11 protein-coding genes are annotated in these 14,955 nt (G+C 72.7%); 2 read left to right on the forward strand and 9 right to left on the reverse strand.

Annotated features, from left to right (window positions below; all coding sequences use genetic code 11):
* Nucleotides 1–15: 15 nt before the first annotated feature.
* Nucleotides 16–423 carry a peptide-methionine (R)-S-oxide reductase MsrB gene (gene msrB / locus DEJ47_RS29965; protein ID WP_150173465.1) on the forward strand — a complete coding sequence of 136 codons (408 nt, stop codon included), beginning with the start codon at nucleotides 16–18 and terminating at the stop codon, nucleotides 421–423.
* 52 nt (nucleotides 424–475) lie between these two features.
* Here the strand turns inward: msrB and DEJ47_RS29970 are convergent, their stop codons facing one another.
* The 9 genes from DEJ47_RS29970 to DEJ47_RS30010 form a co-directional block, all read right to left on the reverse strand.
* Nucleotides 476–1,777 (reverse strand): M28 family metallopeptidase, encoded by a 1,302-nt coding sequence (locus tag DEJ47_RS29970; RefSeq protein WP_150173467.1) that lies wholly within the window; start codon nucleotides 1,775–1,777, stop codon nucleotides 476–478.
* Between the two features lie 218 nt (nucleotides 1,778–1,995).
* Nucleotides 1,996–2,385, reverse strand: a complete 390-nt coding sequence (gene rbsD / locus DEJ47_RS29975; protein ID WP_150173469.1) for a D-ribose pyranase — start codon at nucleotides 2,383–2,385, stop codon at nucleotides 1,996–1,998.
* Nucleotides 2,382–3,317, reverse strand: a complete 936-nt coding sequence (locus DEJ47_RS29980; protein WP_150173471.1) for a ribokinase — start codon at nucleotides 3,315–3,317, stop codon at nucleotides 2,382–2,384. The genes rbsD and DEJ47_RS29980 overlap by 4 nt, the downstream gene beginning before the upstream one ends.
* Nucleotides 3,318–3,402: 85 nt before the next feature.
* Nucleotides 3,403–5,349 carry a substrate-binding domain-containing protein gene (locus DEJ47_RS29985; protein ID WP_150173473.1) on the reverse strand — a complete coding sequence of 649 codons (1,947 nt, stop codon included), beginning with the start codon at nucleotides 5,347–5,349 and terminating at the stop codon, nucleotides 3,403–3,405.
* Complete coding sequence (locus DEJ47_RS29990) at nucleotides 5,339–6,910, reverse strand: sugar ABC transporter ATP-binding protein (RefSeq protein WP_150173475.1); 1,572 nt, start codon at nucleotides 6,908–6,910, stop codon at nucleotides 5,339–5,341. The genes DEJ47_RS29985 and DEJ47_RS29990 overlap by 11 nt, the downstream gene beginning before the upstream one ends.
* Nucleotides 6,907–7,956: a LacI family DNA-binding transcriptional regulator gene (locus DEJ47_RS29995; RefSeq protein ID WP_150173477.1), complete on the reverse strand. Its 1,050-nt coding sequence runs from the start codon at nucleotides 7,954–7,956 to the stop codon at nucleotides 6,907–6,909. Before DEJ47_RS29995 ends, DEJ47_RS29990 begins: the two co-directional genes overlap by 4 nt.
* 132 nt (nucleotides 7,957–8,088) lie before the next feature.
* Nucleotides 8,089–9,405 (reverse strand): DUF1266 domain-containing protein, encoded by a 1,317-nt coding sequence (locus DEJ47_RS30000; RefSeq protein ID WP_223828548.1) that lies wholly within the window; start codon nucleotides 9,403–9,405, stop codon nucleotides 8,089–8,091.
* 50 nt (nucleotides 9,406–9,455) lie between these two features.
* Nucleotides 9,456–10,802: a cytochrome P450 gene (locus DEJ47_RS30005; protein WP_150173479.1), complete on the reverse strand. Its 1,347-nt coding sequence runs from the start codon at nucleotides 10,800–10,802 to the stop codon at nucleotides 9,456–9,458.
* Nucleotides 10,803–10,894: 92 nt separating this feature from the next.
* Nucleotides 10,895–11,785 (reverse strand): alpha/beta fold hydrolase, encoded by an 891-nt coding sequence (locus DEJ47_RS30010; RefSeq protein WP_150173481.1) that lies wholly within the window; start codon nucleotides 11,783–11,785, stop codon nucleotides 10,895–10,897.
* A gap of 212 nt (nucleotides 11,786–11,997) precedes the next feature.
* Here DEJ47_RS30010 and DEJ47_RS36645 point away from each other — a divergent pair, with 212 nt between their 5' ends.
* Nucleotides 11,998–14,829 carry a GTPase-associated protein 1-related protein gene (locus tag DEJ47_RS36645; protein ID WP_190415636.1) on the forward strand — a complete coding sequence of 944 codons (2,832 nt, stop codon included), beginning with the start codon at nucleotides 11,998–12,000 and terminating at the stop codon, nucleotides 14,827–14,829.
* The last annotated feature ends 126 nt before the right edge of the window (nucleotides 14,830–14,955 follow it).

Consider the following 14,955-nt stretch of genomic DNA (forward strand, 5'->3'; position numbering starts at 1 on the left):
AAGGGGAAGGCACCCATGTCGTACGACGTCGAGAAGCCGGACGAGCAGTGGCGGGCGGAGCTGACCCCTTCGGAGTACGCGGTGCTGCGCCAGGCCGGCACGGAACCGGCCTTCGTCGGTGAGTACACGGACACCAGGACCGAAGGCGTCTACTCGTGCCGTGCCTGCGGCGCGGAGCTGTTCACCTCGAAGGAGAAGTTCGAGTCGCACTGCGGCTGGCCGAGCTTCTTCGACCCCAAGGACACGGACGCGGTCGAACTGCTCCAGGACACCTCGCACGGAATGGTCCGCACCGAGGTCCGCTGCGCCCGCTGCGGCTCGCACCTGGGCCACGTCTTCGAGGGCGAGGGCTACCCGACCCCGACGGACCAGCGGTACTGCATCAACAGCATCTCGCTGCGGCTGACGCCGAGCGAGGGCTGAGACAGCGCCGAAGGGGCCGGTGCGCTGTGGAGCGCACCGGCCCCGACGTGCTCTAGAACGTCAGCTTCCAGCTGTTGATGTACCCCGTGTCCTGGGACGCGACGTCCTGGGCGCGGAGCTTCCAGGCGCCGTTGGCGGGTTCGCTCGACGCGTTGACCGTGTACGTGGCGATGACGTTGTCCGCCGAGTCGTTGCTGCTCGAATTCTTCAGGCGGTACGCCGTGCCGTCGGGTGCGACCAGGTCGAGGACCACGTCACCGCGCCAGGTGTGCCGCACGTCGACGTCCACCTTGAGGGTGGCGGGGGCGTTGCCGGTGCGTCCCGCGACGTTGACCGTGGAGGTCACCGCGGCGCCGTTGTCCGGGATGGCGACGTCCGCCGTGTTCTCGTACACGTCGCCGGGCGGCACCGTGGTGCCCGCGCCGAGGGTCCAGACCGCGTGGGCGATGGCGTCGCTGTTGCGGTCGAGCGCCGTGTCGTTGATGTTCGACGTGGTGTCGCAGGACGAGTGGTAGCAGCGGTCGAAGGCCTGGCCCGCCGTGCCGCCCCACTTCTGGGCCTGCGCACTGGACTTGGCGCGCTCGGCGCCGGTGAACAGGCCGCCGACCGGGATGCCGACGTTCTTGAACGGCGCGTGGTCGGAGCGGCCGTCGCCCTCGGTCTCGATCTCGGTCGGGACGCCGATGCCCGTGTAGTAGTCCTTGAACGTCTTCTCGATCGTCGGGTCGTCGTCGTACACGAAGTAGCCCGGGTTCGGCGAGCCGATCATGTCGAAGTTCAGATAGCCGCTGACCTTTGAACGGTCCGCGGCGGGCAGGTTGTTGACGTAGTACCGCGAGCCGACCATGCCCAGCTCCTCGGCGCCCCACCAGGCGAACCGCAGGTGCTTCGTCGGCTGGAGCTGCGCGCGCGACACGGCGAGCGCGGTCTCCAGGACGCCCGCCGAGCCCGAGCCGTTGTCGTTGATCCCGGCGCCCGACGCGACGCTGTCGAGGTGCGCGCCGGCCATCAGGACCTGGTCGGCGTCCCCGCCCGGCCAGTCGGCGATCAGGTTGTACCCGGTGGCGCCGCTGGACGTGAACTGCTGGATGCGGGTGGTGAATCCGGCCGCGTCCAGCTTGCCCTTCACATAGTCGATCGAGGCCTTGTAGCCGGCGCGCCCGTGGGCTCGGTTGCCGCCGTTGGCCGAGGCTATGGACTGGAGCTGGGAGAGGTGCGCCTTGACGTTGGCGAGCGGGATGTCGGGCGCCGCGAGGGTGGGCGAGGGGGCGGCGGCCGAGGGGGTGGCGGTGGCGAGCAGGCCGCCGATGGCCAGGGTGGCGGCACCGACGGCCGCACGTCTGAACAGGTTCATGTGTGGGGCTCCGTATTCCGAACAGCGTGAGGGACGGAACGTGCGAGGCGCCCTGCGACGCGGGTTGCCGCGGGGCGCCTTTGGAGCTGTGCGTGCTGTGCGTTGCCTGATGTTGAGGGGCGGACGACCGGTGGTCAAGAGCGGAAACCGGTCACATGACGGTCAGCCACGTCCGTATACCGGACACCTCTCCGGCTGTACGGTTCCGTCGGCGGTCGTCAGAAGAAGACACCGCACCTCAGCAGCACGTTCGCGTACGGCCGCGCCTCGCCGGTCCGCACCACGAGGCGGGCGCCCGCCGAGAGCCCCTTGAGCTCCTCGTGCGGGACGAGCGCGAGGGAAGGGAGGCTGTCGTGCAGGAGCCGGTCCGTTTCCGCGTTCGCCTCGCGCACCTCCTCCGCCGCCGTCCCGCCCTCCACCACCAGCTCGTCGAGGAGCCCGTCGAGGACCTCCGCGAAGGACGGGACCCCGGCACGGAACGCCAGGTCCACCACGCGCGGGCCCACCGGGACCGGCATGCCCGCGTCGCAGACGAGCACGGTGTCGCCGTGGCCCAACTCGGCCAGCGCGCCCGCGAGATGACGGTTCAGGATGCCCGACCTCTTCACGGAGACGGGACCTCCTCCTCCGGGACGGTCTCGGCGAGCTCCGCCGCCGTCGGGTAGGAGTCCTGCGCGCCCTTGCGGGTGACCGCGGCCGAACCCACCCGCACCGCGTACGCGGCCGCCGTCGGCAGGTCCTCGCCGAGGCCCAGACGCCAGCCGAGCGCCGCGGTGAAGGCGTCGCCCGCGCCGGTCGTGTCCACCGCGTCGACCTTCGGGCTCGGCACCCGTACGGGGCTCCCGTCCGGGCCCGCCGCGGTGAGCGCGCCCTCGGCGCCCAGCGTGATCACCACCGAACGCGGGCCGAGCGCGAGCAGTCCGCGCGCCCACTCCTCGGGGGAGTCACCGGCGTCGTCGCCGAGGATGACGCGGGCCTCGTGCTCGTTCACCACCAGCGGGTCACAGGCCGCGAGGACCTCGTCGGGCAGCGGGGCGGGCGGCGACGGGTTGAGGACGAAACGGGAACCGGGACGCAGGGCGCGGACCACCTCGGCGACCGTCTCCAGCGGGATCTCCAGCTGGCTGGAGACCACCCGCGCCGCCGACACCAGGCCGCCCGCCGCGCGGATGTCCTCGGGGGTGAGGCGCCCGTTGGCGCCGGGGGAGACCACGATGCTGTTGTCGCCCGACGGGTCGACCGTGATCAGCGCGACGCCGGTGGGCGCGCCGCCCACCAGGACGCCGACGGTGTCCACGCCGGCCGCCCGCTGCGCGTCCAGGAGGAGCGTGCCGTGGGCGTCGTCGCCGACCCGGGCGAGGAGCGCGGTGCGGGCGCCGAGGCGGGCCGCGGCGACCGCCTGGTTGCCGCCCTTGCCGCCGGGGTGGACGGCCAGGTCGGAGCCGAGGACCGTCTCGCCGGGCGCGGGGCGGCGCTCCACGCCGATCACCAGATCGGCGTTGGCGGAGCCCACGACCAGCAGCTCGTAGTCGTCGTTCATGGGTGCTTGTTCCTGCTTTCGTACGATGAGGTGCCGATGTGACGGTACTCGGTGCGGCCGCAAATACGTGGTCGGCGGCCGTCGGTCAGGAGAAGTCCTTCACGTTCCTCGACATGACGACCTTCACCGGCACCTTCACCATCTCCTGCACCTTCTTGCCCTGCGAGGCCCGCACCGCGTTGCGCACGGCGATCTTCCCGAGCTCCTTGGGCTGCTGCGCCACGGACGCGTACAGCGTGCCCGCCTCGACCGCCTTGAGCCCGTCCGGGGTGCCGTCGAAGCCGACGACGGGGACGGACCTGCCCGCCTTGTCGCCGAGCGCCTTGACCGCGCCGAGCGCCATCTCGTCGTTCTCGGCGAAGACACCGGTGACGCCCTTGTTGGACTGCAAGAGGTTCGTCATGACGTCCAGACCCTTGGTGCGGTCGAAGTCCGCGGGCTGCTCGGCGACGACGTCGATGCCGGGGTACGCCTTGATGCCCTCGGCGAAGCCCTGCCCGCGCTCGCGGCTCGCAGAGGTGCCGGGCGTGCCCTGGAGGACGACGACCTTGCCCTTGCCGCCCAGCTTCTCGGCGAGCGTCTTCGCCGCCAGCCTGCCGCCCGCGACGTTGTCGGAGGCGACGAGCGTCGCGGTCTCCGCCTTGTTCACGCCGCGGTCGGCCGCCACCACCGGGATGTCCTGCTTGTTGGCGCCCCGCACGGCGGGGCCCGCCGCGTCGGAGTCCACCGGGTTGACGATGATCGACTTCACGCCCTCGCCGGTGAAGTTCTGCAGCTGGTTCGACTGCTGCGAGGCGTCGTTCTGCGCGTCGGTGACCGTCAGGTCGATGCCCGCCTTGTCGGCCTCGGCCTGCGCGCCCTCCTTCATCTGCACGAAGAAGGGGTTGTTGAGGGTGGAGAGCGACATGCCGATCTTCGTGCTGGTGCCGGACGAGCCGGAGTTGAAGAAGGAGACGGCGCCGACGACGGCCGCGACGACCACGGCGGCGACCGCGTACTTCACCGCTTGCGGCCCCTTGCCGCGTATCCCTCCGGAGGCACCCGAGGAGGCCCCCGGTGTCGCACCGGCCCGCCGCCGCAGCGTGTCGAGGAGGACCGCGAGCGCGATGACGACACCGATCACGACCTGCTGCCAGAAGGCGGACACGGAGAGGAGGTTGAGGCCGTTGCGCAGCACCGCGAGGATCAGCGCGCCGATGAGCGTGCCGGACGCCTTGCCGACGCCGCCCGCGAGGCTCGCGCCGCCGATGACGACCGCGGCGATGGCGTCGAGCTCGTAGCCCTGCGCGGCCTGCGGCTGCGCGGAGACGAGACGGGACGCGAGGACGATGCCCGCGACGGCCGCGAAGAGGCCGGAGAGCGCGTAGATGACGAGCTTCTGCCGCTTGACGCGCAGGCCGGAGAGGCGGGCCGCCTCTTCGTTGCCGCCGATCGCGTACATGGAGCGCCCGATGAACGTGCGCCCGAGGACCAGCGCCGTGACGAGCCCCATCGCGACCATCACGATCACCGGGACGGGCAGCCGGCCACCGATGGTGTCGCCCAGGTGCGAGACCGAGTCGGGGAACGCGATGGGGCTGCCCTGCGAGATCACCAGGGACAGGCCGCGGGCCACCGACAGCATCGCGAGCGTCGCGATGAACGGCGGGAGTTTCCCGTACGACACGAGCAGGCCGTTCACGAACCCGCAGGCTATGCCGGTGGCGACGGCGAGGACGACCGCCAGCCACACCGGCAGGCCCTGCGAGGTCGCCGTCCAGGCGAGGACGGTGGCCGACAGCGCGGCCACCGAGCCGACCGACAGGTCGATGCCCGCCGACACGATCACGAAGGTGACACCGAACGCGAGGATCGCGGTGACCGCGGCCTGCACGCCGACGTTCAGCAGGTTCTGCGTGGTGAGGAAGTCGCCGGAGAGCAGCGACATCGCCACGACGAGGACGATCAGGGCGCTCAGCGCGCCGTTGTCGAGCAGGACGCGGCGGAGCGAGGCCGTGCCACCCGCGTCGCGCTTCAGGGTTTCAGTGGCCACGGGAGCCCTCCGCTTCTTCCTTGTTCCGTGCTGCTGCTTCGTCGTGCGCTGCGTCTCGATGCGGTGCCGCCGTGCTGACGGCGAGCGCCATCACCGCGTCCTGCGTGGCCTCATCGGCCGTCAGCTCACCGGCGATCCGGCCCTGCGCCATGACGAGGACCCGGTCGCTCATGCCGAGCACCTCGGGCAGATCGCTGGAGATCATCAGGACCGCGTGCCCGGAGGCCGTCAGCTCGTTGATGAGCTGGTAGATCTCGACCTTCGCGCCCACGTCGATGCCGCGCGTCGGCTCGTCGAGGATGAGGACCCGGATGTCGGCGAGCAGCCACTTGCCGATGACGACCTTCTGCTGGTTGCCGCCGGACAGCGTGCGGACGTGCTGGCCGAGCCCGGCCATGCGCACCCCCAGCTGCTCGGCGATCCGCGCGGCCGCCCGCTCCTGCCCCTTGAGGTCCACGAGCCCGGCACGCGTCGCCGAACGCAGCGTCACCAGGCCGAGGTTCTCCCGCACGGAGGCGTCGAGGACGAGCCCCTGCCCCTTGCGGTCCTCGGGGACCAGGCCGATGCCGGCGCCCATCGCCGCGTTCACGTCGTGCCGGGGCAGCCGCTCCCCGCGTACGTCGACGGAACCGCCGTCGTACGGATCGGCGCCGAAGACCGCGCGCGCCACCTCGGTGCGGCCCGCACCGACCAGTCCCGCGAGACCGACGACCTCGCCGGCCCGCACCTCGAAGCTGACGTCGTGGAAGACGCCGTCACGGGTCAGCCCCTCGACGCGGAGCAGTGGCGGACCGGTGTCGGGGTCGGGGCGTTCGCGCGGGTACTGCTGCTCGATGCTGCGGCCCACCATGAGGCGTACGAGCTCGTCCTCGTCGGTCGAGGCGGGCACCTGGTCGACGCTGCGGCCGTCGCGCAGGACGGTGACGCGGTCGCCGAGTGCGGCGATCTCCTCCAGGTGGTGGGTGATGAAGACGATGCCGACGCCGTCCTCGCGCAGGGTGCGCACGATGGCGAAGAGCCTGTCGACCTCCTCGGAGGTGAGGACGGCGGTCGGCTCATCCATGATGAGCACCCGCGCGTCCAGGCTCAGCGCCTTGGCGATCTCGACCATCTGCAGCCGGGCGATGCCCAGTTCGCGCACCTTCGCGCGCGGCGAGACGCTGACGCCGACCCGCTGGAGCAGCTCCTCCGCGTCGGCCTCCATCTTCCTCCGGTCGACCAGGCCGAAGCGGCGCGGCTGCCGTCCCAGGAAGATGTTCTCGGCGACGGTCAGGTCGGGGACGAGATTGAACTCCTGGTAGATCGTGGCGATGCCGAGCCGCTCGGCGTCCTGCGCGCCGTTGATGCGGACCTCGCGCCCCTCGGCGAAGATCCGCCCGCTGTCGGGGCGGTAGGCGCCGGAGAGCATCTTGATGAGGGTGCTCTTGCCCGCGCCGTTCTCGCCGAGCAGGACGTGCACCTCGCCGCGGCGCAGGTCGAAGTCGACGGAGTCGAGCGCGACGACGCCGGGGAACGTCTTGCGTATCGACTCGATGCGCAGCAACTCGTCCTGGTTGCTCACGGGTTGCTCCTTCGTGCCGAGGTGTCCTCGTCGCGTCCGGGGAGGTTCTCGCCGCAGGAGCGGCGGACGACGAGGCGGGCGGGCAGGGTCACGGACCGCGGGCTCCTGCCCTCGATCCGGTCGATCAGCGCGTGGACGGCGGCCCGGCCGAGGTCGGCGGTGGGCTGCGCGATCGCGGTGACCGGCGGGTCGGTGTGCACGAACCAGGGGATGTCGTCGAACGCGGCGAGCCCGATGTCGTCGGGGACGCGCAGGCCGTGGGCGCGCAGGGCGTCGAGGGCGCCGAGGGCCATCAGGTTGTCGGCGGCGAAGACGACCTCGGGCGGCTCGGGCAGGGCGAGGAAGCGTTCGGTGGCGCGGCGGCCGCTGTCCGCCTGGAAGTCGCCCTGGCCGATGTAGGCGTCGGGCAGGGCGATGCCGTGTGCGCGCAGGGCGTCGCGGAACGCCTCGACGCGCTCGCTGCCGGTCGTCGTGGCGGCCGGGCCCGCGATGATGGCGAGCCTGCGGTGGCCGAGTCCGTGCAGGTGGGCGACGAGGTCGCGGACGGCCTGCCGCCCGTCGGAGCGGACGACGGGGACGTCCACACCCGGGATCCACCGGTCCACGAACACCATCGGGGTGCCGGCGCGCACGGCGTCGAGCATCAGCGGGGATCCGCCGTCGGTGGGGGAGACGAGCAGTCCGTCGATCCGCCGGTCGAGCAGGGTCCGTACGTGGTGATCCTGCAGCTCGGGGCGTTCGTCGGCGTTGCCGATGATCACGCTGTAGCCGAGCGCGCGGGCGGCCTCCTCGACGGACCGGGCCAGCTCCGTGAAGTACGGGTTCAGGACGTCGCTGATGACCAGGCCCAGCGTGCGGGTCTGGTCGGTGCGCAGGGAGCGCGCGACGGCGTTGGGGCGGTAACCGAGTGCCTCGACGGCGGCGAGGACCCGGGTGCGGGACGCGGGGCTGACGGAGGGGTGCCCGTTCAGCACGCGCGACACGGTGGCGACGGACACGCCGGCCTCGGCCGCGACGTCCTTGATGCCCACCGAGCTCGGGGTCATCGTCGGTCCACCTCCTTGTGGAATCGATTACACGGAGGATTGGAAACGATTACACGGGAGGCTGGCAAGAGGTGGACGCCGCCGGACGCGGGAGTGAGATCTGATCGTGATGATCGACGGGAGGGGTCGGCCCTACGGGAACGGCACCGTCAGCCAAGGGCTGTCCGGGTCCGTGGTCAGGGCCCGGTGCGCGCGCAGCACGTCCGTGTACCAGGAGCCGAACGACTCCTCGTCGAAGTGCAGGCAGCGACCGAGGACGTAGCCCGCCGAGAACGTCTCCCAGGAGGTGTACGTGGCACGGGCGGCCTCGGAGGCGCGTTCCAGGGCCTTGGTCATTTCCGCGTGCGTGGCGTACCGCGCGCCCCTGCCCCAGCGGGCCATCTTCGACGCGCGCCCGATGTCCCACGCCGCGACCGTGCCCACGTGCCCGTCGGGCGGCAGGAGCTCGTCGGCGCGGAACCGCGCCTCGTAGCGCAGCACCTTGCCGACCAGGCCGCGCAGGTGCGTCACGAACTGGTCGAGTTCGGGGTCCTCGCCGGGGCGGTGCGGCTCGCCGGGGCCGCCGGTCTCCGCCACGCGGTGCCGCAGCGCCGCCTCGACCCGGTCGCGCCAGAGCTCCGGGTCGACGCGGGGACCGTGCCGCCGGGCCGGGGCCGTACGGGCGTCCAGGACGAAGTCCCAGTACCAGGGGCTGACGTCACGGGTGAGCAGCCGCTCCTGGAGGGACAGCCAGTCGTCGCGGTCGTGCACGCCCCACCACTCCTCCAGGCGGCCGATCTCGTTGTGGTGGCCTGCGCCGTGCCAGTCGACGGTGTTCCAGGCGTCGCCGTTGGTGAAGCACAGGTGCGCGCCGCATGCCAGGCCGTGCAGGAGGGGACTGCCCGTCTCGGGCGCGCCCGTGCGGCGCGTGTCGATGCGGTTCCCCAGGCCGTCGGCGCGGTGGTACGTGTCGTGCAGGTCCGCCCAGACCTCGCGCTCGTCGTCGGTGGTCAGGAAGAACTGCCGGCACGGTGTCGCGGCGTTCACCACGAGCAGGTCGACGTCGTCGGGGCAGCCCTGGGCGAGCGAGTCCAGCGTGACGTACTCGTAGACGACTGCCGGGTGCGGGCGGGGCAGCACGCCCGCCGTGTAGACCTGCGCGACCTTCCTGCCGTCCGGCAGGTCGACGGTGAGCAACTCGCTCTCGGTGGCGTCGCGTTCCGTCTCCGTGACGGACACCGGGCGGTAGAGCCCCTCGACGGCTATCGCCCGCAGATAGCCGTACGCGTCGTTCTCCCGGCACAGCTCGTACAGGTGCGCCTCCAGGTCGGCGGGCGCCTGCCAGGGACTGCCGTCCGCCGGGGCCGGGAAGTCGGGGAAGACCTCGTCGTGGAGCTCGGCCCCCATGCCGTACGCGCCACCGGGGGCGGCGTGTCCGTCGAGCATGGGGCCGTGCGTCGGGTCGTGCATGGGTGTGTCTCTCCGCTCGGGCGCTGCGCCGGTCCTGGCGATCTTGCACCCTACGCGGGCACCTCGACCCGCACCGACTTCAGGCCGTTGATGAAGTGAGAGACCAGACGGCGCGGCGGAGCGGCGAGGCGCAGGGCGGGCAGGGCGCGCGCCACCTCCTCGTGGAACACGCGCAGTTGGAGCCGTGCGAAGTGCGCGCCGAGGCAGACGTGCGGTCCTTCGCCGAACGCCACGTGGGGGTTGGGCGAGCGGGACAGGTCGAGGCGGTGCGGGTCGGTGAACACGCGCTCGTCGTGGTGGGCGGACGCGTGGAACACGACGACCTTGTCCCCGGCCGCGACGCGGGTCCCTGCCAGCACCGTGTCGCGGACCGCCGTGCGCCGGAAACTGAGCACCGGCGGGTGGCGGCGCAGGAGTTCGTCGACGGCGGTGCCGGCATCGACTCGCCCGGCGCGCAGCCGCTCGTACTCGCCGGGGTTCTCCGCGAGCGCGAGGAGCCCGCCGGGAGCGGCGCTGCGCACGGTGTCGTTGCCCGCGACGGTGAGGAGGAAGAAGAACATCTCCATTTCGGGCGCGGTGAGTTCGGGGTCACGGGCGAGGATCGTGAGGATGTCGTCGCCGGGGTGGTCGCGTTTGTGCGCGGCCAGCGTGCGCGCGTACGCGAACATGTCGGCCAGCATCGCGGGGGAGCGCGGGTTGACCGGCTCGCCGTCGGGGCCGAGGACGGGCGGGGGTGCCTCGTCCGGGTCCTGGTAGCCGATGACGCGCTGTGTCCAGTGCAGGAGCAGGCCGCGGTCGGCGGGCGGGACGCCCAACAGGTCGGCGAGGTTGAGCAGGGCGTAGTCGTCGGTGACGGCGGTGACGACGTCGAAGGTGCCGTCACCGGTGCGGGCCTGCTCCAGGGCGGAGGCGAGGAGCGTACGGGCCCGGTCGCGCACCCTGGCCTCGAAGCGCTCGACGAGCCGCGGGGTGAACGCGCGGCTGACCAGTCTGCGCAGCCTCCCGTGGTCGCCGCCCCCGGCCGTGGACGCGGCGGTGGTTGCGGCGGCGGTTGCGGGGTCCTGGTTGAGCATCATGCGCCGGATGAACGGCAGGTCGTCCGGGGCGGGATCGCGGATCTGGGTGGCGCCCAGGTACGAGGAGTACGTCGCCGCGTCCTTGAGTACGCGTACGACGTCCGCGTGCCGGGTGACCGCCCAGAAGCCGGGGCCCGCGGGCCAGCCGAGCACCGCGGACTCGTCCTGCCAGGCGACGGGGTGGTGGTCGCGCAGGATGCGGTAGCGGGCGTGGGGGATGCCGGAGGCGTATAGGCGGGGGTCGAAGATGTCGGGGACGTCTGGGACGTCGGGGGTGTCAGGGGTGTGGGGAGTGGCGGGGGTGGCGCGGGTGCTGGTCATGCCGGGGGCGCCGGGGGGCTGGGGGGTGCCGGGGGTTTCGGGGAGGCGGGGGGCGGGCGGTGGGGGCGTCCGGTGCTGTGCGTCGCGCCGACTCACGCGGCGCCGTCTCCGTCCCTCACCCCGTCTCCATCTCTGCCGCCGTCTCCCTCCTCGCCCCCGGCCCCGTCCGTGACGTCGTTCTCGCCGGTGAACCCCTCCCCGCCCTCGCTCGCGTCGCCCTCCGCGCGCAGGAAGTCCTCGACCGTGCGGATCAGTTCAAGGGGCACCTCGTCCATCGCGTAGTGACCCGCCCCCGGCAGCTCCGCCAGCTCGCCCTGCGGGTACGAGCGCAGCCAGGTGCGGCGCATCAGGTCCGCGGAGAGCGCGGGGTCGAGCGCCCCGGTGACCGCGAGCGCCGCCACGGGCGAACCCTCGACCTCGGTGTGGAAGTCGTCGCCCGCCCAGGAGTCCAGCCAGGCACGGAAGGCCTTCGCGTCGCTGACCGCGAGCGAGCGGCGGACCATCCGGTCGAGCCAGGCCTGTGGACGTACGCCACCCGTGGTGATGTCGATGATGGTGCGGCGGCTCTCCGGATCCTGTGCGGCGGAGGCGAACAACTCCCACTGTTCGGGCGGCAGGCGCAGCCCCGAAGCGGGTACGGGCGACACGCCGACCAGGCGGCGCACCCGGTGCGGGGCGACGGCCAGGACGCGCTGGGCGACGCTGCCGCCCATGGAATGCCCGATCAGCGAGAACCGCTCCCAGCCGAGGTGGTCCGCCAGGTCGAGCACGTCGGCGGCGCCCTCGGTGGTGGTGTACGCGCCGGCCGTGTCCTTGGCCTCGCCGTACCCGCGCAGGTCCACCACCGCGTACGTGAACGCGGCGGTGTCGAGGTCCGCGAGCACCGGCTCGTACGCCGACCGGTCCGCGAACCAGCCGTGGACCGCGATCACCTTGTGCGGGCCTTCACCGAGCAGGGTGTGCGGGAGCGGGAAAGGGTTCACGACGACTCCGATCGCCGACGGGGTCCGGGGCGGCACCGGACGGTGCGGGACGTGACCACGGTGTCCCGGGCCGCGGTGTCGCGCAAGGGTGCGCGCGCCGCCCGTTCCCATGTTCGACCAGCGGGGAGGGGGATGCCGGGCGTGTTGCCGGGGTGCGGGGTGAACTTGGCGGACGGCCTGCGGTGCGGTGCCGCGGTTGGTCAGAATGTGGCATGGCCATCCGTCGCCTCAGCTACCGGCTCGGCCAGGAGCCGGACACCGGAACCCTCAGTCTTGTCCCGTCGGACCCGGACGTCTCGCAACTGTGCGAGAACGAAGGGCGTTTGAGGAGTGCCGTCACACGGGTCATGGGTGCCCCCGACTCCGACGACGCGGGGTCCGAACTCAGCTACAGCCTGCTCCCGGACGGCGGCCGGCTCCTGTGCGCGGCCCTGCCGGGGCAGCGGGTCGAGGCGCTGCACCTGAGCGCGGACACGCCGGGGCCGGGGCCCGTCTGGCCCATCGACACGTGGCGCTCCGCGTCGTGGGAGGGGGAGCGGGCCGAGTCCCTGGGCTCGGGCTTCGTCGAGTCCGAACTCCCCGTCCCCGAGGCCCATTTCGACCGCGAGCTCCTCGTGGAGTTCGCCCGGGAGCGCGCCGACCGTGTCGCGCCCTTCCTCGCCGACGTGCGCCGGCTCTTCGAGGACCCCGCGGGACGGCAGATCGTCCTCGTCGAGGACGACTCCGGGACCGTGGCCCGCTGGATCGCCCTCGCCTGCGCCTCGCTACCGGAGGCGTACGTTTCCGCGCTGACGTTCACCACCCGGTCCGCGGATCCGCGCCGCGCCCCACAGCGGATCATCGGCATCGGGCCGGACGCGGCGTTCGACCGGTCCGACGACGCGGTGGTGGAGTACCTGTACCGGGTTCATGACGGCACGGGCGGCGGCCCGGAGAGCCCGCCCACCGAACCGGACGCCTGGGCCCGGCTGACGGCCGAACGCTGGCTCACCGGAAACCCGCCGCGTCCCCCGCGCGGGGCGGTGACGGGACCCGAGGGCCCCTTCGCACTCATCCCGCTGGTGGCAGGGGCGCTGCGGGGGTCCCGGGGAGGCGGAGGCGCCGGGGTCACCGAGGGCGTCGACGGGGCGGACCGCGCTGACCCGACCGCAGGGCCGGACCGCGCTGGCGGTGCTGATCACGCCGACCGTGCCGACGGTGCCGGTTGTGCCGACCGTGTCGACGGAGCCGACCGTACGGACGGTGCCGGTTGTGCCGACCACCTCGACCAGACCAACCACCTCGACGAGCCCGGCCGCCTTGCGGACACCGAGCACCTCCGCGGTGCTGACCGCGCCGACCGCACGGAAAGTGCCGGTCGTGCCGACCGCATCGACCAGACCAACCACCTCGACGAGCCCGACCGCGCTGCGGACAGCGACCGCTCCCGCGGCGCCGACGGCGCCGGTCATGGTGGCCGGGCAGACCGCGTCGGCGGTGCTCACCGCGCCGACCACCTTGACGACGGCGCCCGCACCGCCCCTCGGCACGCCCACCCCGGCCCCTCCGCTCCCGCCCCCCTCGTCGGCCTGAGCGGTGACACCCTGCGTGCCGTCCTCGACGCTTTCACGCACTCCGTGGCCCGAGGCGAAGCCGACGACCGTACGCTCGGGGAGCTCGACCAGCTCTGTCGCGGGCTCGACGGGGACCAGGCCCTCGCGGCGCGGCCCCTCGCCCTCGCCCTCGTCCGGCACCGGCTCGACGCGTGCCGCGGGCGGGGGACCCTGCCCGATCTGGCCGCCTTCGAAGGGCTGCCCCTCGGGCAGGAGGCCTGGCGGGAGCTGCGCGAGGAGTACGGCGACCGCGCCGACGACGCCCTGCGCGCCCGGCTCCGCGACCCCGTCGGCACCTGGACGGAGCCGCTGCGCCTGGCCCTGGCCGTGGGCGCCGACGGCGGACCCGGGCTCGACGAGGCCATGAAACGCCTCGCCGACGCCCTGCTGCACCCGGAGCGGCGCGACTGCGCGCAGGCCGTCCAGGTCCTGGCGGCGCTCGACCACGCCCCCCTCACCCGCCGCGTGCTCCGGCTCCTCCTCGTGGACTTCACCGAGCGCAAACTGGACCGCCTGCGCGCCCTCGCCGACTCGCCCCAGGGCGACTGGCTGCGGCGCAACATCGACGACGCGCCGCTCACCGTCCGCCTCGCCGCGGCCGCCGCGCAGTGGCACGGCCCGCCGGACCGGCTGCGCGGCGTCGAGCTCTTCGAGCGGCTCACCGGATTCCTCTCCAACCGACGGGTCGAGGACGTCAGGACGCTCAACCTGCTGTGGCGCATCGTGTGGCGCAACGACCCGCCCGACCGCGCCGAACAGCCCCGCGTGGCCCGCCTCTGCACCCCTCGCCTGATCATCGAGGCCGACCTCGGCCGCCGTGTCACGGGATGGCTCAGGGAGCCCGACCGCTGCGACCGCGAACTCGTCGACTTCGCGCGGGAGATGCGCAAGGACCCCAAGCTCGGCGCCCAGGACCGCGACACCGCGGAACTCCTCGTCACTGCCCAGGACCTCGCCGACGGGCGCCTCGCCGTGAGCCGGGCCTCCGTCGCGCGGCTCAAGGAGCTGGGGCGCAAGGTGTCGCCGCTCGGCATGGTCCTGCGCAAGGGCGTCGACGAACGGGTGGGCCGGGCCCTCGCCGGTGCCAACCCGCTCGACGTGTGCGAGTCCCACGGCCTGCAGATCCTCGTCGCCGCAGGACCCGACCTCCTCGGCGCCTACCGCGCGCACCTCCTGGAGGAACGCACGCGCGACCGCCTTGAGCGCGAACTGCCCGGCTGCCCCGCCGAGCTGGCCGCCTACTACCACGTGTGGCGGCCCCGCAAGCGGCACGGTGTCACCGCCCACTGGCGGGACGTCGCCGCCGAACTGCTCGACCAGGTCCTCGCGCCCGTCCTCGCACATCTGGACGACCACCGCCTCGGCCAGGTCGCCACCGTCCTCCGACGGGAGGGCCAGGACGTACAGGAATGGACGGCGTGGCGGCACCGGATCGCCCAGGAGCAGAGCTGACCGATGACCACTCCCCAGCCCATTTCGCGGCCCGTTCTCCAACCCGCTTCCCAGCCCGTTCTCCAACCTGCTTCCCAGCCCCTTCCCATGAAAGGACCAGCGTGAGCGACACCAGCGAGACCGTCG

The organism is Streptomyces venezuelae (assembly GCF_008642355.1).
GTDB classification, from domain to species: Bacteria; Actinomycetota; Actinomycetes; order Streptomycetales; family Streptomycetaceae; genus Streptomyces; species Streptomyces venezuelae_B.